The 15,939-nt window shown below is 39.3% G+C and carries 14 protein-coding genes; 5 read left to right on the top strand and 9 right to left on the bottom strand.

Going from position 1 to position 15,939, the window contains the following annotated elements; all coding sequences use genetic code 11:
* Position 1: 1 nt before the first annotated feature.
* The 7 genes from G592_RS0105380 to hrcA form a co-directional block, all read right to left on the bottom strand.
* Positions 2-691, bottom strand: coding sequence for a DUF4956 domain-containing protein (locus tag G592_RS0105380; RefSeq protein WP_155942159.1), 690 nt, complete (start codon positions 689-691; stop codon positions 2-4).
* 30 nt (positions 692-721) lie between these two features.
* Positions 722-1,417 (bottom strand): polyphosphate polymerase domain-containing protein, encoded by a 696-nt coding sequence (locus G592_RS15765; RefSeq protein WP_036951808.1) that lies wholly within the window; start codon positions 1,415-1,417, stop codon positions 722-724.
* 150 nt (positions 1,418-1,567) lie between these two features.
* A complete protein-coding gene (gene galT / locus G592_RS0105370) occupies positions 1,568-3,061 on the bottom strand; it encodes a UDP-glucose--hexose-1-phosphate uridylyltransferase (RefSeq protein ID WP_028246907.1) in 1,494 nt (497 codons plus the stop codon).
* Positions 3,062-3,234: 173 nt separating this feature from the next.
* Positions 3,235-4,401 (bottom strand): molecular chaperone DnaJ, encoded by a 1,167-nt coding sequence (gene dnaJ, locus G592_RS0105365; protein ID WP_028246906.1) that lies wholly within the window; start codon positions 4,399-4,401, stop codon positions 3,235-3,237.
* Between the two features lie 63 nt (positions 4,402-4,464).
* A complete protein-coding gene (dnaK, locus tag G592_RS0105360) occupies positions 4,465-6,357 on the bottom strand; it encodes a molecular chaperone DnaK (RefSeq protein WP_028246905.1) in 1,893 nt (630 codons plus the stop codon).
* 24 nt (positions 6,358-6,381) lie between these two features.
* Complete coding sequence (gene grpE / locus G592_RS0105355; RefSeq protein ID WP_028246904.1) at positions 6,382-6,990, bottom strand: nucleotide exchange factor GrpE; 609 nt, start codon at positions 6,988-6,990, stop codon at positions 6,382-6,384.
* An 11-nt stretch (positions 6,991-7,001) separates the two neighbouring features.
* The gene (gene hrcA, locus G592_RS0105350; protein ID WP_028246903.1) at positions 7,002-8,051 is read right to left on the bottom strand and encodes a heat-inducible transcriptional repressor HrcA; all 1,050 of its coding nucleotides are present in this window, start codon (positions 8,049-8,051) and stop codon (positions 7,002-7,004) included.
* 243 nt (positions 8,052-8,294) lie between these two features.
* Here hrcA and G592_RS0105345 point away from each other — a divergent pair, with 243 nt between their 5' ends.
* From G592_RS0105345 to G592_RS0105325, 5 genes are all read left to right on the top strand, one after another.
* The gene (locus G592_RS0105345; RefSeq protein ID WP_028246902.1) at positions 8,295-9,749 is read left to right on the top strand and encodes a GGDEF domain-containing protein; all 1,455 of its coding nucleotides are present in this window, start codon (positions 8,295-8,297) and stop codon (positions 9,747-9,749) included.
* Between the two features lie 82 nt (positions 9,750-9,831).
* Complete coding sequence (lepA, locus tag G592_RS0105340) at positions 9,832-11,637, top strand: translation elongation factor 4 (protein ID WP_028246901.1); 1,806 nt, start codon at positions 9,832-9,834, stop codon at positions 11,635-11,637.
* A 1-nt stretch (position 11,638) separates the two neighbouring features.
* Entirely contained in the window at positions 11,639-12,841 is a 1,203-nt protein-coding gene (gene hemW, locus G592_RS0105335) for a radical SAM family heme chaperone HemW (protein ID WP_036951804.1), read from the top strand.
* A gap of 130 nt (positions 12,842-12,971) precedes the next feature.
* Positions 12,972-13,235, top strand: coding sequence for a 30S ribosomal protein S20 (rpsT, locus tag G592_RS0105330; protein ID WP_028246899.1), 264 nt, complete (start codon positions 12,972-12,974; stop codon positions 13,233-13,235).
* A gap of 67 nt (positions 13,236-13,302) precedes the next feature.
* A complete protein-coding gene (locus G592_RS0105325) occupies positions 13,303-14,250 on the top strand; it encodes a tRNA dihydrouridine synthase (RefSeq protein WP_028246898.1) in 948 nt (315 codons plus the stop codon).
* Positions 14,251-14,256: 6 nt separating this feature from the next.
* Here G592_RS0105325 and G592_RS0105320 read toward each other — a convergent pair whose 3' ends face one another.
* Together G592_RS0105320 and G592_RS0105315 are read right to left on the bottom strand one after the other, a co-directional pair.
* Positions 14,257-15,093 (bottom strand): hypothetical protein, encoded by an 837-nt coding sequence (locus tag G592_RS0105320; protein ID WP_028246897.1) that lies wholly within the window; start codon positions 15,091-15,093, stop codon positions 14,257-14,259.
* Positions 15,086-15,883 (bottom strand): PilZ domain-containing protein, encoded by a 798-nt coding sequence (locus G592_RS0105315; RefSeq protein WP_028246896.1) that lies wholly within the window; start codon positions 15,881-15,883, stop codon positions 15,086-15,088. Before G592_RS0105315 ends, G592_RS0105320 begins: the two co-directional genes overlap by 8 nt.
* Positions 15,884-15,939 lie beyond the last annotated feature (56 nt).

Below are 15,939 nucleotides of genomic sequence, written 5' to 3'. Positions count from 1 at the left end.
ATTATAATTCCTCTGCTTCGTTCATATCACAACGTCCACAAACAACTGTAAGGTTTCCATTTCTCATACGGATTTCATCTATAAAGGATTTCTCCTGCATTTCATCTAATAATTTTACACGATAATTTATTTCATACATAGAACCCATATTTGTTGTCTTTACTGCCACTTGCTTATGGCTCTTAGTGTACTTTTCGAATAAATCATCGAAAATATCACTATAATCAAGATTTTCAGGAATTGTTACCCTAAGGTCCTTCTCATCTACGTCATTTGCTGCAAAATTAGTATAGAAAAGCACCATATGAATCGCGCAAATAAATGCTGTAACCAAAAGTGCCAACGGTAATTCACCAATTGCACAGATAATGCCAATAGTCATTGTAAAGAAAATAAATCCAATGTCCCTTGAACTTCCTTGCAATGATCTAAATCTTACAAGTGAAAAAGCTCCCACTACAGCAAGACTGGTTCCAAAATTTCCGTTTACCGCCAACATAACTAAGCAAACCAAGCTTGGCAATATGATAAGTGTTCTTGCAAAATTCTTTGAATTCTTACCTGTTTTAATATAAGTAAATGAAATAATAAGTCCTAAAATTGCTGCAAGACCTGCATCAATCATTGCATCCATAATACTAAATGTTGTTTCCACATCTGTGCTCTGAAGAGCTGCTAAAATTGCTTCCATTAAATATACTCCTTTTTCTCTTATTAAATACTATGCTTCCTTCAATTGTTTCTTATAGAAATTTCCATACTTGGAAAATGATGTCGGATAAATCTCATACTTCGAAAGTAATCTGGCAAACCATAAAGGCATTGAATCAGAAATTTTTACTTCCATAAGTCTCTGACCTTCCTGCAACAAGTAATCATTATCTTCATCACTGTATAAGGTCAAATTACAGTCTCTGCTTCGTATATTCATATCAAATGTAACTCGAAACTCTGGATCCTCTTTTCCAAACATTGCCAGTCTGTCATACGCTATATATCTTTTTGGTTCCAATGGGTAATGGCTGAAGAAATAATCTATCTCTTTAAAAATCTGATTTGGGTTTGATGGCAATTTACCATCTATCAGATACTGTTCTGCCTCCTCCATAGGAATTGCCACTCTTCTTTTATTTACCAAACCCTTATATTTTTTCTTTATCTCCAAGAAACACATACTATCGTAGGTTGGTGTTCCGTAACAGCGAACTCTAAATTTCTCTTTGTACTTAGGTCCCTCAATTGATGTTCTAATCAGTTCATCTGTTGGAGTATCGTAATATATATTCCTAATGGTATGGATTCCGTAATTATCTTCCTCCATATACTTATCCAGTTCTTTTTTGAATTCCAAATAAGTTTTTTCATCCAACAAAAATTTCTTTTCATATCGATTAAAAACTTTTTGAATCTCAGCCATAAGTCCGACTCCTTTCTGGTTGGTATGTTGTTATGGCTTTACTTTATCGGCGGAAAGTGAAGGTCACGTGAAGGTAAATTGAATTTAAAAGAAAGAATAAATGAAAAAAGCTCCTTGATGATATCTCATCAAAGAGCTAAAGAATCAATATTATAATGCATCAACGAATCTCATAAATGCTGCCTGTCCTTCTTCGGTGCACTTGTAAACGCCTGCACACTCCAGTACTTCACAGAAGACCTTTCCGATTTCCTTTTCAAGGATTTCGTTTACGTTGCTAGCATCGATGTGGTCGTAATTCCTGGAAAACTCATCCACCCAATTGGCATGCTTTTCAAGGGCTTCATTACTTCTAATATCCTTGTCATTTACAATATAATCAGCAAGCTGCTCAATCTCGCCCTTAAGACGGCTAGGAAGAACTGCCAGCCCCATTACCTCAATAAGACCAATGTTCTCCTTCTTAATGTGATGAAGGTGAGCATGTGGATGATAAACACCAAGAGGATGCTCTTCTGTTGTAATGTTGTTTCTAAGAGCAAGGTCTAGCTCGAATAAATCTCCACGCTTTCTTGCGATAGGTGTGATTGTATTGTGCTTCTCTCCATCTGTCTCAGCAAAGACAAATGCAGCTTCATCAGTATAGCCTCTCCAGACATTCAAAATATGTTCTGCTAAATCAATGATACGTTTTTCATCCTCGCACTGAAGACGAATTACAGAAAGTGGCCACTTAACGATACCAGCCTTAACATCTTCATATCCATTTACAGAGAATTCCTTAATGATAGGTGCCTTCTCCATAGCAAATGTATAGCATCCGCCCTGGAAATGATCGTGGCTAAGAATTGAACCGCCTACAATAGGAAGGTCTGCATTACTTCCAAGGAAATAATGTGGGAAAAGCTTTACAAAATCAAACAGCTTTACAAATGTGGCACGCTCGATTTTCATTGGAGTATGTTCTCCATTAAAAACGATACAATGCTCGTTATAATATACGTATGGGCTGTACTGGAATCCCCACTTGCTATCGTTGATAGTGATAGGAATAATTCTGTGATTCTCACGTGCAGGATGATTTGCACGACCTGCATAGCCCTCATTTTCCATACAAAGCTGACACTTTGGATAAGCAGACTGCTTTGCATTCTTTGCAGCAGCAATAGCCTTAGGATCCTTTTCTGGCTTAGAAAGATTGATAGTGATATCCAATGTACCGTAGTCTGTCTCTGTGGTCCACTTTAAATCCTTCTTTACTCTATATGTACGAATATAATCTGATGCCTTGCTAAGGTCATAGAAATAATTAGTAGCTGCCTTAGGGCCATCATTCTTATATTTGTTATTAAATTCATTAATTACCTGTGAAGGTCTTGGACAAAGCTGATTCATAAGCTTAGTGTCAAATAGATCTCTGTAGGTAATAGAATCTTCAATGATACCTCGTTTTACAGCCTCATCTAAAAGATCTGCAAGAACGTTCTCGAGAACTATATCAGACATATCACAATCTGGATCAGTAAACTCATCCTCTTTAAAACACTCTAACAAAAGATTTGTAGTGTAGATGCGCTCACACTCTGGTGTAAGCCCCTGATTAATTCCATATTGAACTAATTTTTTAATACTTTCCTGAAGCATAATCCCTCCGATTATTTTCAAATATTATATTTCAAATTATTCATCCCCTATGGAAACTATTTTAAACTACTTTAGTTTTCTTATTCAAGCTTTCTCATCAAAATTATTGCAAATTCGACTATTAAAAAGAGTAAAAGAAAAGCTAGCAGTCCCGTTGAACTACTAGCTTATTTTTATAAATCATCTATTGCATCTTTAATTTTATCAGCGAAGCCCTTACGCTTTTTCTCTGTCTTTACAGACTTTGGACCGCCTGTAGCTGTATTGCCTGTAAGCTCATCGTATTTACGAAGAGCTTCCTTGGCATCCTTTGAAAGTGATGTAGGAACCTGCACTACAAGAGTAACGTAGTGGTCACCTCTTACTGCCTTATTTCTAAGTGATGGGATACCCTTGCCCTTTAAGCGAATCTGAGTATTAGTCTGAGTACCAGCCTTAACCTCGTATGAAACCTTTCCGTCAAGAGTCTCAATAATAACCTCACCACCAAGTGCTGCCTGAGCAAATGAAATAGGAGCCTCTGAGTAAATATCATAATCACGACGATGGAATGTAGGGTGATTTCCAACAATTACCTCTACAAGTAAATCGCCTCTTGGGCCACCATTTCTTCCTGGCTCACCTTTGTCACGAAGACGTACGCTCTGGCCATTATCAATACCTGCTGGAATAGATACTGAAATCTTCTTTCTGCGGGCAACATAACCAGTACCGTTACAATCTGGACATGGCGTATCGATAACTTCACCTGTACCACCGCAGTCTGGACATGTAGTAACGTTCTGAACCATTCCAAACAGAGACTGCTGTGTAACCATTACGCGGCCTTTACCACCACACTTAGGACATGTACGCTTGCTTGTACCAGGCTTTGCACCCGAACCATGACATGCTGCACATTCTTCCTTAAGTGTGATCTCTATCTGCTTCTCGCAACCAAAAGCTGCCTCTTCAAACGTGATGTGAACAGCTGCGCGAAGATTTGCACCACGCATTGGACCATTTGAAGCACTTCTTCCGCCGCCTCCAAAGAAGCTTCCGAAAATATCGCCAAAGATATCACCGAAATCCATACCTGAGAAATCGAATCCACCGGCTCCGCCACCACCATTTTCAAATGCTGCGTGACCAAACTGGTCGTACTGACGTCTCTTGTCTGGATCAGAAAGAATCGCATAAGCTTCTGAGGCTTCCTTGAATTTCTTCTCTGCCTCAGCATCACCTGGATTCATATCTGGGTGATATTTCTTTGCAAGCTTTCTGTATGCACTTTTGAGCTCGCTTTCTGAGGCTGTCTTGGAAACACCAAGAACCTCATAGTAATCGCGTTTATCTGCCATTTTATATCAATCCTTCATTATACTTTTAGCTCCCTCGGTACCCGAGGGAGCCATATATTTTAATTAAACCTCTTTGAAATCAGCATCAACAACATCATCATTTGCTGCGCCTGTGTTTGCTCCTGCACCAGCGCCTGCACCTGTGAACTGGCTCATGTCTGGGCCTGCACCTGCTGCGCCCTGAGCTGCCTGTGACTGCTCATACATCTTTGCGAATACCTTCTGAGCTGACTCTGTAAGCTTCTCCTGAGCCGCCTTAAGCTCACCAATCTGTGAATCAGACATCTCCTCTGGAGTTGTGTACTGATCAAGAAGCTTCTGAGCTGCTTCGATATCAGCCTCAACTGCTGCCTTGTCAGCTGCGTCAATCTTGTCGCCTACTTCATCAAGAGCCTTCTTTGTCTGGAATACAAAGCTCTCAACATCGTTTCTTGTATCAACAGCTTCCTTACGCTTCTTATCCTGAGCTTCGAACTCAGCAGCTTCCTTAACTGCCTTCTCGATATCATCATCAGACATGTTAGAACCAGCTGTGATTGTGATGTGCTGCTCCTTACCTGTTCCAAGATCCTTAGCAGATACGTTTACAATACCGTTTGCATCGATATCGAATGTAACCTCGATCTGTGGTACACCTCTCATTGCTGGTGGGATACCATCGAGTCTGAACTGTCCAAGTGACTTGTTATCCTTAGCGAACTGACGCTCACCCTGTACAACGTTGATATCAACTGCTGTCTGGTTATCAGCTGCTGTAGAGAAGATCTGGCTCTTCTTTGTAGGGATAGTTGTGTTTCTCTCGATAAGTCTTGTAGCAATACCACCCATTGTCTCGATTGAAAGTGAAAGTGGTGTTACATCAAGAAGAAGGATATCGCCTGCACCGGCATCACCAGCGAGCTTACCACCCTGGATAGAAGCACCGATAGCTACGCACTCATCTGGGTTAAGAGTCTTGCTTGGCTCGTGACCTGTAAGAGCCTTTACCTTATCCTGAACTGCTGGGATTCTTGTAGAACCACCAACAAGAAGTACCTTTGAAAGCTCTGATGCGTTAAGACCAGCATCCTTAAGAGCCTGATTTACAGGGCCTGCTGTAGCCTCTACTAAATCATGTGTTAACTCATCAAACTTAGCACGTGTAAGGTTCATATCGAAGTGCTTTGGACCTTCTGCTGTAGCTGTGATGAATGGAAGGTTGATGTTTGTAGTTGTAGCAGATGAAAGCTCCTTCTTAGCCTTCTCAGCTGCTTCCTTAAGTCTCTGAAGAGCCATCTTATCTGTTGAAAGATCTACGCCCTCAGCAGCCTTAAACTCTGCAAGCATCCAATCTGTAATCTTCTGATCAAAATCATCACCACCAAGTCTGTTGTTACCGGCTGTAGCGAGAACCTCGATAACGCCATCACCGATTTCAATGATAGATACATCAAATGTACCACCACCAAGATCGTATACCATAATCTTCTGCTCCTGCTCGTTATCAAGACCATAAGCAAGTGCAGCTGCTGTAGGCTCGTTGATGATACGCTTTACATCAAGACCAGCAATCTTACCAGCATCCTTTGTAGCCTGACGCTGAGCATCGTTGAAGTATGCAGGAACTGTGATAACAGCCTCTGTAACCTTCTCGTTAAGGTAGCTCTCTGCATCGCTCTTAAGCTTCTGAAGAATCATAGCTGAAATCTGCTGTGGGCTGTACTTCTTGTCGTCGATGATACGACCATTGTCTGTACCCATATCTCTCTTGATAGAAGAAATTGTCTTCTCTGCATTTGTAACAGCCTGACGCTTTGCTGGCTCACCAACAAGTCTCTCACCTGTCTTTGTAAAAGCTACGATAGATGGTGTTGTTCTAGCACCCTCTGTATTTGCAATAACAGTAGGCTTTCCACCTTCCATAACAGCAACACAGCTGTTAGTTGTTCCTAAATCGATACCAATAATCTTTCCCATTTTTATTTCCTCCTAAATATTAACTTAGTTAGCTACTTTTACCATTGAATGACGGACTACTGTGTCGTTGTACATATAGCCCTTCTGGAACTCTTCTACGACGATGTTCTCGCCAACTTCCTCATCCTCAACGTGCATTACTGCATTGTGGAAATCTGGATTGAATTCCTGCCCTACAGCCTCGATTGGCTTAACTCCTGCCTCATCAAGTGTTGTAAGCAATTGCTTATATATCATGAGCATTCCATCTGCAAATGGATCTGCTCCCTCCTCAACTGTAGCAAGACCTCTCTCGAAATTGTCTACTACAGGAAGAATCTTCTCTACGATGCTCTTTGCACCTGTTGCAAACATCTGAGACTTCTCTACTTCTGTTCTGCGTCTGAAGTTTTCAAACTCTGCCATCTGACGCATAACTCTGTCATTAAGCTGTTCAATCTGCTCGTCTCTTTTGTCTTTCTTCTTTTCCTTTTTCTTGAAGCCCTTCTTAGATTCCTTCTCAGAATCCTTAGCTTCAGCTGCCTCTTCTGTATTCTCAGCTGTTGCAGCTTCCTCTTTCATTTCTTCAGCGTTCTCTACAGCTTCCTTAACTGCTTCTTCTGTAGAAAACTCTTCCTTTTTATTCTCTGCCATTAAGAAATCTCCTAACTATCTTTTTTGTTCTCATTGCGAAGCAGCTTATCTAGCTGTCCCTTGAGACTCTTTATATTATCAACAACATTTTCGTAATCCATTCTCTTTGGACCTACAATACCAATTGTGCCTTTAACTCCGTCTCCAAGTTCGTATGTTGCTGTAACAATCGAGCAATCTTTCATGGTAGATATTGGTGATTCATCACCGATGTATACCTGAATGCCTGTCTCCTCCTCAGAAGCATTTTCTGCGAGAAGCTCTATCAACGACTGCTTTTCTTCGAATGTATCTAAAAGCTCAGATGCTTTCTTTGAATCTGAAAGCTCTGGGTATTTGAAGATGTTAGTAGCACCTGAGGTGTATACCTGTAAATCCTCATCCTCCGTGATGGTCTCTGCTACGGTATCAAGTACCTGTGAAACTATCTCATCATGGATGCCCGCCTGATCTTTAAGTCTTGTAATAAGCGCAAGATTAATCTGATCAACTGCAAGGCCATTAAGATTTGTATTCAAAAGCATGTTTAACTTAAGTAATGTCTCATTATCAAGCGGCTTTTCAATGTGGATGATTTTGTTCTTAACGATGTTTCCATCCATAACCACTACTGAAAGCAATTGGTTCTCATCAACTGCAGAAAGCTGAACAAACTTTAATCTGTTTGAAACAACTGATGGAGCGGAAATCATTGTAGCGTACTGAGTATTTGTAGCTAAAACCTTTGCTACGTTTTTGAGAAGTGTCTCCATCTTCTCTTCACGCTCTATCATCCATTCCTTCATATCTGAAACTTCTTTATCCTTTGAAGCTATCAGATTGTTAACGTAGAATCTGTATCCTTTATCTGAAGGAATACGACCAGCTGATGTATGAGGCTGAATAATGTAACCCAGATCCTCAAGATCTGACATTTCATTGCGAATGGTAGCTGAGCTTAAATTTAAATCTGTGTATTTAGAAATAGTACGTGAACCAACAGGCTCTCCTGTTTCTAAATAGTTTTTGATAATAGCATTTAGAATCTTAACTTTTCTCTCATCAAGCTCTGTATCTGCCATACATTCACCTCACTCCCGATTAACCATTTTTAGGTTAGTAGCACTCACTCGTTTAGAGTGCTAATCATTTTCTGATGTTAATTTACACCTACGAAATAGGTTTGTCAACAGACTTTAGACTTTTTTAATAAATCATTTATTTCTTTATGAAAAGTTGTTTCCGTTAAAAGATTTTTCACAATAACTGCACATTTATGAATTAAAATTTTTCTTAATCTAAAAAAGTTAAAACAGGACAGTTATATGGCATCAAATTTCTATGAGCAAATGAAAACTCTCGCAAATTCATTCATTCTTCCATGTACCGTTTTATCAGTTGAGAAAAATGAAGATGGAAGTTGTGGTGATGTGCGCTTTTTTGCCATTAACGATCTTTTCAAAAAGAGTTACTACGATTTGTTCACTTCTAATAATGATACCTCTGTTATTGATTATGAAAATTTCCATTTAGAAATAGAAGGCAAACTTTATCATACACAGATTCCAAAGGAACCTAATTTTGAGGACATCTGTTTTAGGGCTGCTTGGCAGGGTGAGCATATCCATGTTTATGTGGATACTTCAAAAATGTATGGCTTTTGGACTGAGAATATTCTCATGCCTATAAATCATTCTTGTCAGGAAAACATTTCATATTGTCTTTTTATGTACACCCTTAACGAAGAAATGGATACTGGAAAATACTCTTCTATTCCACCAGATATTTCCAGTTTTGTTTTGAAGACATGTCTTGAGTTGCGTAATGAAAAGGATTTCTATTCCAGCATGGATATCGTAACCAGTGACTTAAGGGAATATACTGATTCTTTTGTTGCATGTATTCTTTCTTTAAATAAGGAGAGAAAGACTTTTGAGATTATAAGTGAAGCTATGCGTAAAAGAGATAAGCTTCCTTATACAGTAAGAGATATTTTTTCAAATATTCCTTATAGAATTGTTGCTTCCTGGGAAAAGGCCTTATCAAAAACCAACAGTATAATAATAAAGAATTCACACGATTTAGATGTGCTTTCAAAGAAAGCTCCTGAATGGGTAAACAGTCTGAAGGAGCATGATGTATATACTCTCGCACTGGTTCCATTTATTCATCAGGGGGAAATAATCGGCTACCTCTACCTTACAGGCTTTGAAACAGAGAATCTTGTAAAGGTAAAGGAAGTAATCGAGCTTGTTGCCTTCTTTCTTACATCTGAGGTTGCTAACCATTTATTCATGGAAAAACTAGAATATCTAAGCAACATTGATGTTTTAACTGGCGTTTATAATAGAAATAGAATGAATACAGATGTAGATGAATTTTCTACAAGAATTAAGCTGAATCACCAACCGTTCAGCGTAGCTTTCTGCGACCTAAACGGCTTGAAAACCATCAATGATAATGAGGGACATTCAACCGGTGATAAACTCATTAAGGATGCCGCCAACTTGTTAAAGGAAATCTTTGGTGGCGATAACATCTATCGAGCAGGTGGCGATGAGTTTGCTATTATTTCCTTTGATATAACTGAAGAAGAATTTATAGGTAAAATCAATATTCTACGAGAAAAAGCTTCTGATCCACACTGGCTAAACTTTGCAGTGGGCTATTACTATGACGCAAAGGGTCATAGTCTTAGAAATGCCATGCGCTATGCTGATGAACGAATGTATAAGGATAAGAAGGAATACTACAAGGCTCATCCAGAAAAACGTCGTTAAACCCCATTGTTTTTCCTGCGATTCTTGTTATTTTCACTAGCCTCTGATAAGATAATTGCAGTATTTTTTATAGAGGTAATTTATGGATCAGAGTAAAATTAGAAATTTTTGTATCGTAGCACATATCGATCACGGCAAATCTACTCTTGCTGATCGTATTATACAGATGACTGGCACTCTCACTGACAGAGAGATGCAGGCACAGGTTCTTGATAATATGGACCTTGAGCGTGAACGTGGAATCACTATCAAGTCTCAGGCTGTTCGTATTATTTACAAGGCCGATGATGGTCAGGAGTATATCTTTAATCTTATCGACACTCCAGGTCACGTAGATTTTAATTATGAAGTTTCCCGCTCCCTTGCAGCATGTGATGGGGCTATTCTTGTTGTTGATGCAGCTCAGGGTATCGAGGCTCAGACTCTTGCAAATGTTTACCTTGCACTTGATCACGACCTTGATGTTATCCCTGTAATCAATAAGATTGACTTACCTTCTGCAGACCCAGAGCGTGTTATTGAGGAAATTGAGGACATTATTGGTCTCGAGGCTCAGGAAGCACCACAGATTTCTGCAAAGACAGGACTTAATATTCATGATGTTTTGGAGGCTATTGTTAATCAGCTTCCAGCTCCAAAAGGTGATGTTTCTGCCCCTCTTCAGGCGCTTATCTTCGATTCTCTTTACGACCCATACAAGGGTGTTATCGTATTCTGCCGAGTAAAAGAAGGTACACTTAAGGTAGGCGATAAAGTTCGCATGATGGCTACAGGCGCTGAGTTTGATGTTGTTGAGGTTGGCTATTTCGGTGCAGGCCAGTTCATTCCTTGCGACGAGCTTCCAGCAGGTATGGTAGGTTACATGACTGCTTCTATTAAGAATGTTAGAGATACCCGTGTTGGTGATACTATCACCCATGTTAATCGTCCAGCTGCTGAGCCACTTCCAGGTTACAAGAAAGTTAACCCTATGGTTTACTGCGGTTTATATCCTGCTGACGGTGCTAAGTATCCAGATTTAAGAGATGCCCTTGAAAAGCTTCAGCTTAATGATGCTGCTCTTCAGTTTGAGCCTGAGACATCTATCGCTCTTGGTTTTGGTTTCAGATGCGGTTTCCTTGGACTTCTTCATTTGGAGATCATTCAGGAACGTCTTGAGCGTGAATACAATCTTGATCTTGTTACTACTGCTCCTTCAGTAGTTTATCGTGTACATAAGACAGACGGAACTATGATAGAGCTTACAAACCCTAGCAACCTTCCTGATCCTTCAGAGATTGATTACATGGAAGAGCCTATGGTTGAAGCCGAAATCATGGTTACCAGCGAATTCATTGGTGCTATCATGGACCTTTGTCAGGAGCGCCGCGGCCAGTATATCAGTATGGAATACATTGAGGAGACTCGTGCCCTCATTAAATACACTCTTCCACTTAACGAAATCATCTACGATTTCTTCGATGCATTGAAGAGCCGTTCACGTGGTTACGCTTCATTCGATTACGAAATGAAGGGCTACCAGAAATCAGAGCTTGTTAAGCTTGATATCCTTATCAATAAAGAGGAAGTTGATGCCCTTTCATTTATTGTCTTCTCTGGAACAGCTTACGAGCGAGGCAGAAAGATGTGTGAAAAGCTTAAAGATGAGATTCCACGTCACTTATTTGAGATTCCTATTCAGGCAGCCGTTGGTTCAAAGGTTATTGCCCGTGAAACAGTTAAAGCTATGCGTAAAGATGTACTTGCTAAATGTTACGGTGGTGATATCTCCCGTAAGAAGAAGCTTCTTGAAAAACAGAAGGAAGGAAAAAAGAGAATGCGTCAGGTTGGTAATGTAGAGATTCCACAGGCTGCCTTCATGAGTGTTCTCAAGCTTGACGAGGATTAAAATGACTCCTATCGAACTGTACATACATATACCATTTTGCGTCAAAAAATGTTTATATTGCGATTTCCTCTCAGGGGTTTTCGATGAAAAAATGCAGCGGCGTTATACCGCTGCTTTGTGTACTGAGATAAAATATGTTGCAGCCACTCACCCTGGCTGCATTATTTCCACTATTTATGTGGGAGGAGGCACACCATCATGGCTTTCTGAGGACCTGATGGATGCCATTATTACAACAGTAAAGGAAAGCTTCAAGCTATATCCTTTAGCAGAGATTTCCGTTGAATGTAATCCAGGTACCCTCTCAGCAGAAAAGCTTAATGTATACCGCTCTATCGGTATCAACAGACTTAGTATCGGTCTTCAGTCTGCAAATGATGATGAACTTAAAGAATTAGGACGTATCCACGATTTCAATCGTTTCCTTCATACCTTCGATTTAGTACGTAAGGCTGGATTCGATAATGTAAATGTAGATATTATGACAGGCCTGCCTCATCAGACTGTGGCAAAGCTTGAAAAGACTTTAAATTCAGTGACAATGCTTCGTCCTGAGCACATTTCAGCTTACTCTCTTATCATAGAAAAGGGCACTCCTTTCTATGAAAAATACAGATTCGATGCTGTTAAACAGCAAGCTGGAATGGAAACTGAAGAATTGCCTACAGATGAGGAAGCTTATCGTCTTTACAAATTTACAATGGAATATTTGGAAGGCAAAGGCTATAAGCGTTACGAGATTTCCAATTATGCCAGAAATGGAAAGATATGCCGCCATAATGTAGGCTATTGGGACAGAGTTCCTTATCTTGGAGTTGGTCTTGGTTCTGCTTCCCTTTTTGATAATGTCCGTACTACTAATCTTAGAGACATTTATAAATATGTTGAGATTTCAGAAGCAATTGAAGCAGGCAATATTCCACCTTCAGAATTATCCTCTCCATATTTTGATTCAGAGGAACAGCTTTCAAAAAAGGATGCCATGGAAGAATTCATGTTTTTAGGACTTCGTAAAATAGATGGTGTTGCCCGCTCTGATTTCTATCAGATGTTTGGAATCGATATTGAGGCAATTTACGGTCCTATTATCACTGCTCTTCGTAATCAGGGCTTTATGGAAGCAAAAGAAGGTCGATTATTTTTGACAGATATAGGCATAGATGTAAGTAATCAGGTTTTATCAAAATTTTTATTAGATAAATAGCCAAATTCTATTGACAAACTGACATTTATTCACTATTATATTCGAGTATGCGTTGAACTGTCCGTGTCCGGCTACAACGTATTTTAATTAGAACATTTAATTTTTATACAAATTGGAGGTGTAGCAATACATGGCAAATATTAAGTCTGCTAAGAAGCGTGTTTTAGTAACAGCTGTTAGAACAGAGCGCAATAAGGCAATCAGATCAGAGGTTAAGACATACGTTAAGCGTGTTGAGGCTGCTGTAGAGGCAAAGGATAAGGCACTTGCTGAGTCTGAGCTTAAGGCTGCTATCAAGGTTATCGAGATGGCTGGTTCAAAGGGTGTTTATCATGATAACACTGTTAGCCGTAAGGTATCTCGTCTTTCAAAGCTTGTAAACACACTTGCTTAATTTAAGATAAGAATTTTTTAGAGCACTGGTCCCGTCAGCCAGTGCTTTTATTTTTTTAGGAGTAACTATGGATAATACAAAAAAGATATACTTCGCTCCTCTCGAGGGAGTCACTGACAGTATATTCAGAAACACTTTTAGTAAATACTACGGCGATGTAGATAAATACTACACTCCTTTCATCTCCCCTAATTCTACTTTCAAATTTACCACCAGGGAATTTAAGGATATCAATCCAGAGAAAAATGATATTACAAAAACCGTTCCTCAGCTTTTAACAAATAACGCTGAACATTTTTTATGGGCTGTTCATGAAATAGCTACACTTGGATTTAAAGAGATTAATTTTAATCTTGGTTGTCCCTCTGGCACTGTAGTAGCAAAGAAAAAAGGTTCTGGGCTTCTGTATTATCCTGAAGAACTTGACCAGATGCTTGGCGATATCTTTTCAGGCTTAAAGGATGATGTACAGATATCTATAAAGACGCGTCTCGGAAAAATCGAGCCTGAAGAATTCTATGAAATATTAGAGATTTATAACAAATATCCTATTTCAGAACTCACCATTCATCCCAGAGTCCAAAAGGATTTTTACAGAGAGCCAATTCACCCAGAATTCTTTGAGTATGCTATGGAACATGCCAAGGCACCTCTGGTATTTAACGGCGAAATTAAAACTACAGATGATATAGCTGATACATTTACAAAATATCCTGCTATTGATGCTGTGATGATTGGACGTGGTCTCATTTCTAATCCTGAGCTTTCAATTGCATATAAAAATGGCCAGAAGACTTCTCCTCTGGACCTTAATAAATTCAAATTATTTCACAATGATTTGCTTGTTCAGTATATTGATATTCTTTCAGGTGAAAAGCCTGTACTTCATAGAATGAAAGAATTTTTAAGTTTCTGGGAAACTAATTTTCCTGATGATGCTAAAGCTATCAAAAAAATTAGGAAATCAAATAGCATAAAAGAATACAAATCATTAACAGAAGCCCTATTTAACTAGGGCTTCTTAATTTTCATTTTCAGTTGAATTCTCTGCGCTATTATCTATCAATGTATCACCTAAGGCATCAGCCACCTCTGCTCTCCATCTGTCGGAATTAGACGTCTTCTGAATATCCTCAGCAAATGCTTTCTTACCAGTAAGGACTTCCAACTGTTTCATAGCCACATACTTTTGAAGCTGATCTGCATGCTTGTCAGCCAAAATGCAACCGTAAATAGTAGGGCCGCTCTTTTGCTCTTCAGTTCTGTGTACCTTTCCAATAAATTTCCCATAAGAAAAAGATTTATCCCCATCCCTCTCAATCAGATTCAGGATAAATGGTTTATCTATATCAACATCGCTTTGAGAAAGATTAATAAAACTAAATCCGCAATATGATATCTCACGCACCAGGATAACAAACTTCTCTTCTCCCTGTTCCAACTCCATTCGGGTGTCAACGTTTACTCTTACGCCACGTCTTCTGTTAAAACGAATGCCAAGTGTGGAAACTGCATTTATAAGATGGAATGTCTTCTCTCCTGGCAGAGTTGTTTTTCTAATTAGTATGTTCTCAAATTTAAAAACACCATCTGGATTGACCACCACTACCTGCAGAACAGAATTCTGCCCCTGGAATGTAACGGGAACCTCTTCCCCATCAACCTCCATGGTAATCAGCTCTACTGGCAGATAGTGATTACCATAATTTACGTCAAGAAATGCCTTCTGCTCTTCTGTAAGCTCCGCGTAGGTACATGATATCTCTACTTTTTTGCCATCCATCATAGCGGTAACAGCAATACTATCGTTTGGAGTCACTTCCGAAATATGAAGTTGCTGTTTTTTGTTATCACTCATCCAGACTCTCCACCAGCGAATTAACTATCTTATTTTTCCAGTTTACACCGTCAACATTACGTTCAACAGTGGCAGCTCTCTTCTTTCCACTGATTTGTTCCATCTGTTTTAATGCAATGTATCTCTGCAGGAATGTAGAATGTTCAGAAGAAATGACACACCCGCTAAATACACCACCTGCAGGTAGCTCTCTTTGATTAATAACTTTGCCTTTAAATTTTCCAACCAGCTTGTCGCCCTCATCAGTACTTTCAACCAGGAACAAAATAAAAGGCTCACCATCTTTTATCTTTGACTCGCCAGGTTCAACAAATCCTAAACCGCAGTAGGATAAATCCCTGACTACCACTTTAATCATCTCTCCACCCTGCTGAATCTCCATAGTTTTATCCAGGGCAATTCGCACACCTCTTCTACGGTTAAACTTCTTACCTTCCAACATCTTTGCTTTTAGAAGATTTAAAGTATGGCCTGTAGAAAGTTTAACCTTGTAGATTTTTACATTGTCCCAAACAAAAACACCCTCAGAGTTAATGGCTATGAGTTCCAGCTTTGAAAGATGTCCCTTGAATGAAACCTCAAAAAGCTTTTCCTGCCATTGCTGCACCACATCTTCCAAAGGAATAATAAGCTTGCCATAACTTTCCCTTATCTCAGCAAGCTCCTCTCCTGTCACTTTGGCATACTCTACCGGAAGTTCAAGCTTCTTTCCATCAAGTGTGGCCAGAACCGACAATGTAGTATCTTTATTAATTTCCGGAATTGATAATTTTACAGTTTTCTCAGCCATGATTTCATTATATCAGATAGATGAATCTTTACATTTAGTATTCACTAAGCTTTCAT

Origin of the sequence: Pseudobutyrivibrio ruminis CF1b (assembly GCF_000424005.1) — a bacterium.
GTDB lineage: Bacteria > Bacillota > Clostridia > Lachnospirales > Lachnospiraceae > Pseudobutyrivibrio > Pseudobutyrivibrio ruminis_C.
Note: the sequence above shows the minus strand (reverse complement) of the source record. Positions and strands in the feature narration are given on the sequence as shown.

Excerpts from the sequence above, each read along its gene's own strand:
- G592_RS0105380 (WP_155942159.1), bottom strand. The coding sequence starts at position 691 with ATGGAAGCAATTTTAGCAGCTCTTCAGAGCACAGATGTGGAAACAACA.
- G592_RS15765 (WP_036951808.1), bottom strand. The coding sequence starts at position 1,417 with ATGGCTGAGATTCAAAAAGTTTTTAATCGATATGAAAAGAAATTTTTG.
- galT (WP_028246907.1), bottom strand. The coding sequence starts at position 3,061 with ATGCTTCAGGAAAGTATTAAAAAATTAGTTCAATATGGAATTAATCAG.
- dnaJ (WP_028246906.1), bottom strand. The coding sequence starts at position 4,401 with ATGGCAGATAAACGCGATTACTATGAGGTTCTTGGTGTTTCCAAGACA.
- dnaK (WP_028246905.1), bottom strand. The coding sequence starts at position 6,357 with ATGGGAAAGATTATTGGTATCGATTTAGGAACAACTAACAGCTGTGTT.
- grpE (WP_028246904.1), bottom strand. The coding sequence starts at position 6,990 with ATGGCAGAGAATAAAAAGGAAGAGTTTTCTACAGAAGAAGCAGTTAAG.
- hrcA (WP_028246903.1), bottom strand. The coding sequence starts at position 8,051 with ATGGCAGATACAGAGCTTGATGAGAGAAAAGTTAAGATTCTAAATGCT.
- G592_RS0105345 (WP_028246902.1), top strand. The coding sequence starts at position 8,295 with ATGGCATCAAATTTCTATGAGCAAATGAAAACTCTCGCAAATTCATTC.
- lepA (WP_028246901.1), top strand. The coding sequence starts at position 9,832 with ATGGATCAGAGTAAAATTAGAAATTTTTGTATCGTAGCACATATCGAT.
- hemW (WP_036951804.1), top strand. The coding sequence starts at position 11,639 with ATGACTCCTATCGAACTGTACATACATATACCATTTTGCGTCAAAAAA.
- rpsT (WP_028246899.1), top strand. The coding sequence starts at position 12,972 with ATGGCAAATATTAAGTCTGCTAAGAAGCGTGTTTTAGTAACAGCTGTT.
- G592_RS0105325 (WP_028246898.1), top strand. The coding sequence starts at position 13,303 with ATGGATAATACAAAAAAGATATACTTCGCTCCTCTCGAGGGAGTCACT.
- G592_RS0105320 (WP_028246897.1), bottom strand. The coding sequence starts at position 15,093 with ATGAGTGATAACAAAAAACAGCAACTTCATATTTCGGAAGTGACTCCA.
- G592_RS0105315 (WP_028246896.1), bottom strand. The coding sequence starts at position 15,883 with ATGGCTGAGAAAACTGTAAAATTATCAATTCCGGAAATTAATAAAGAT.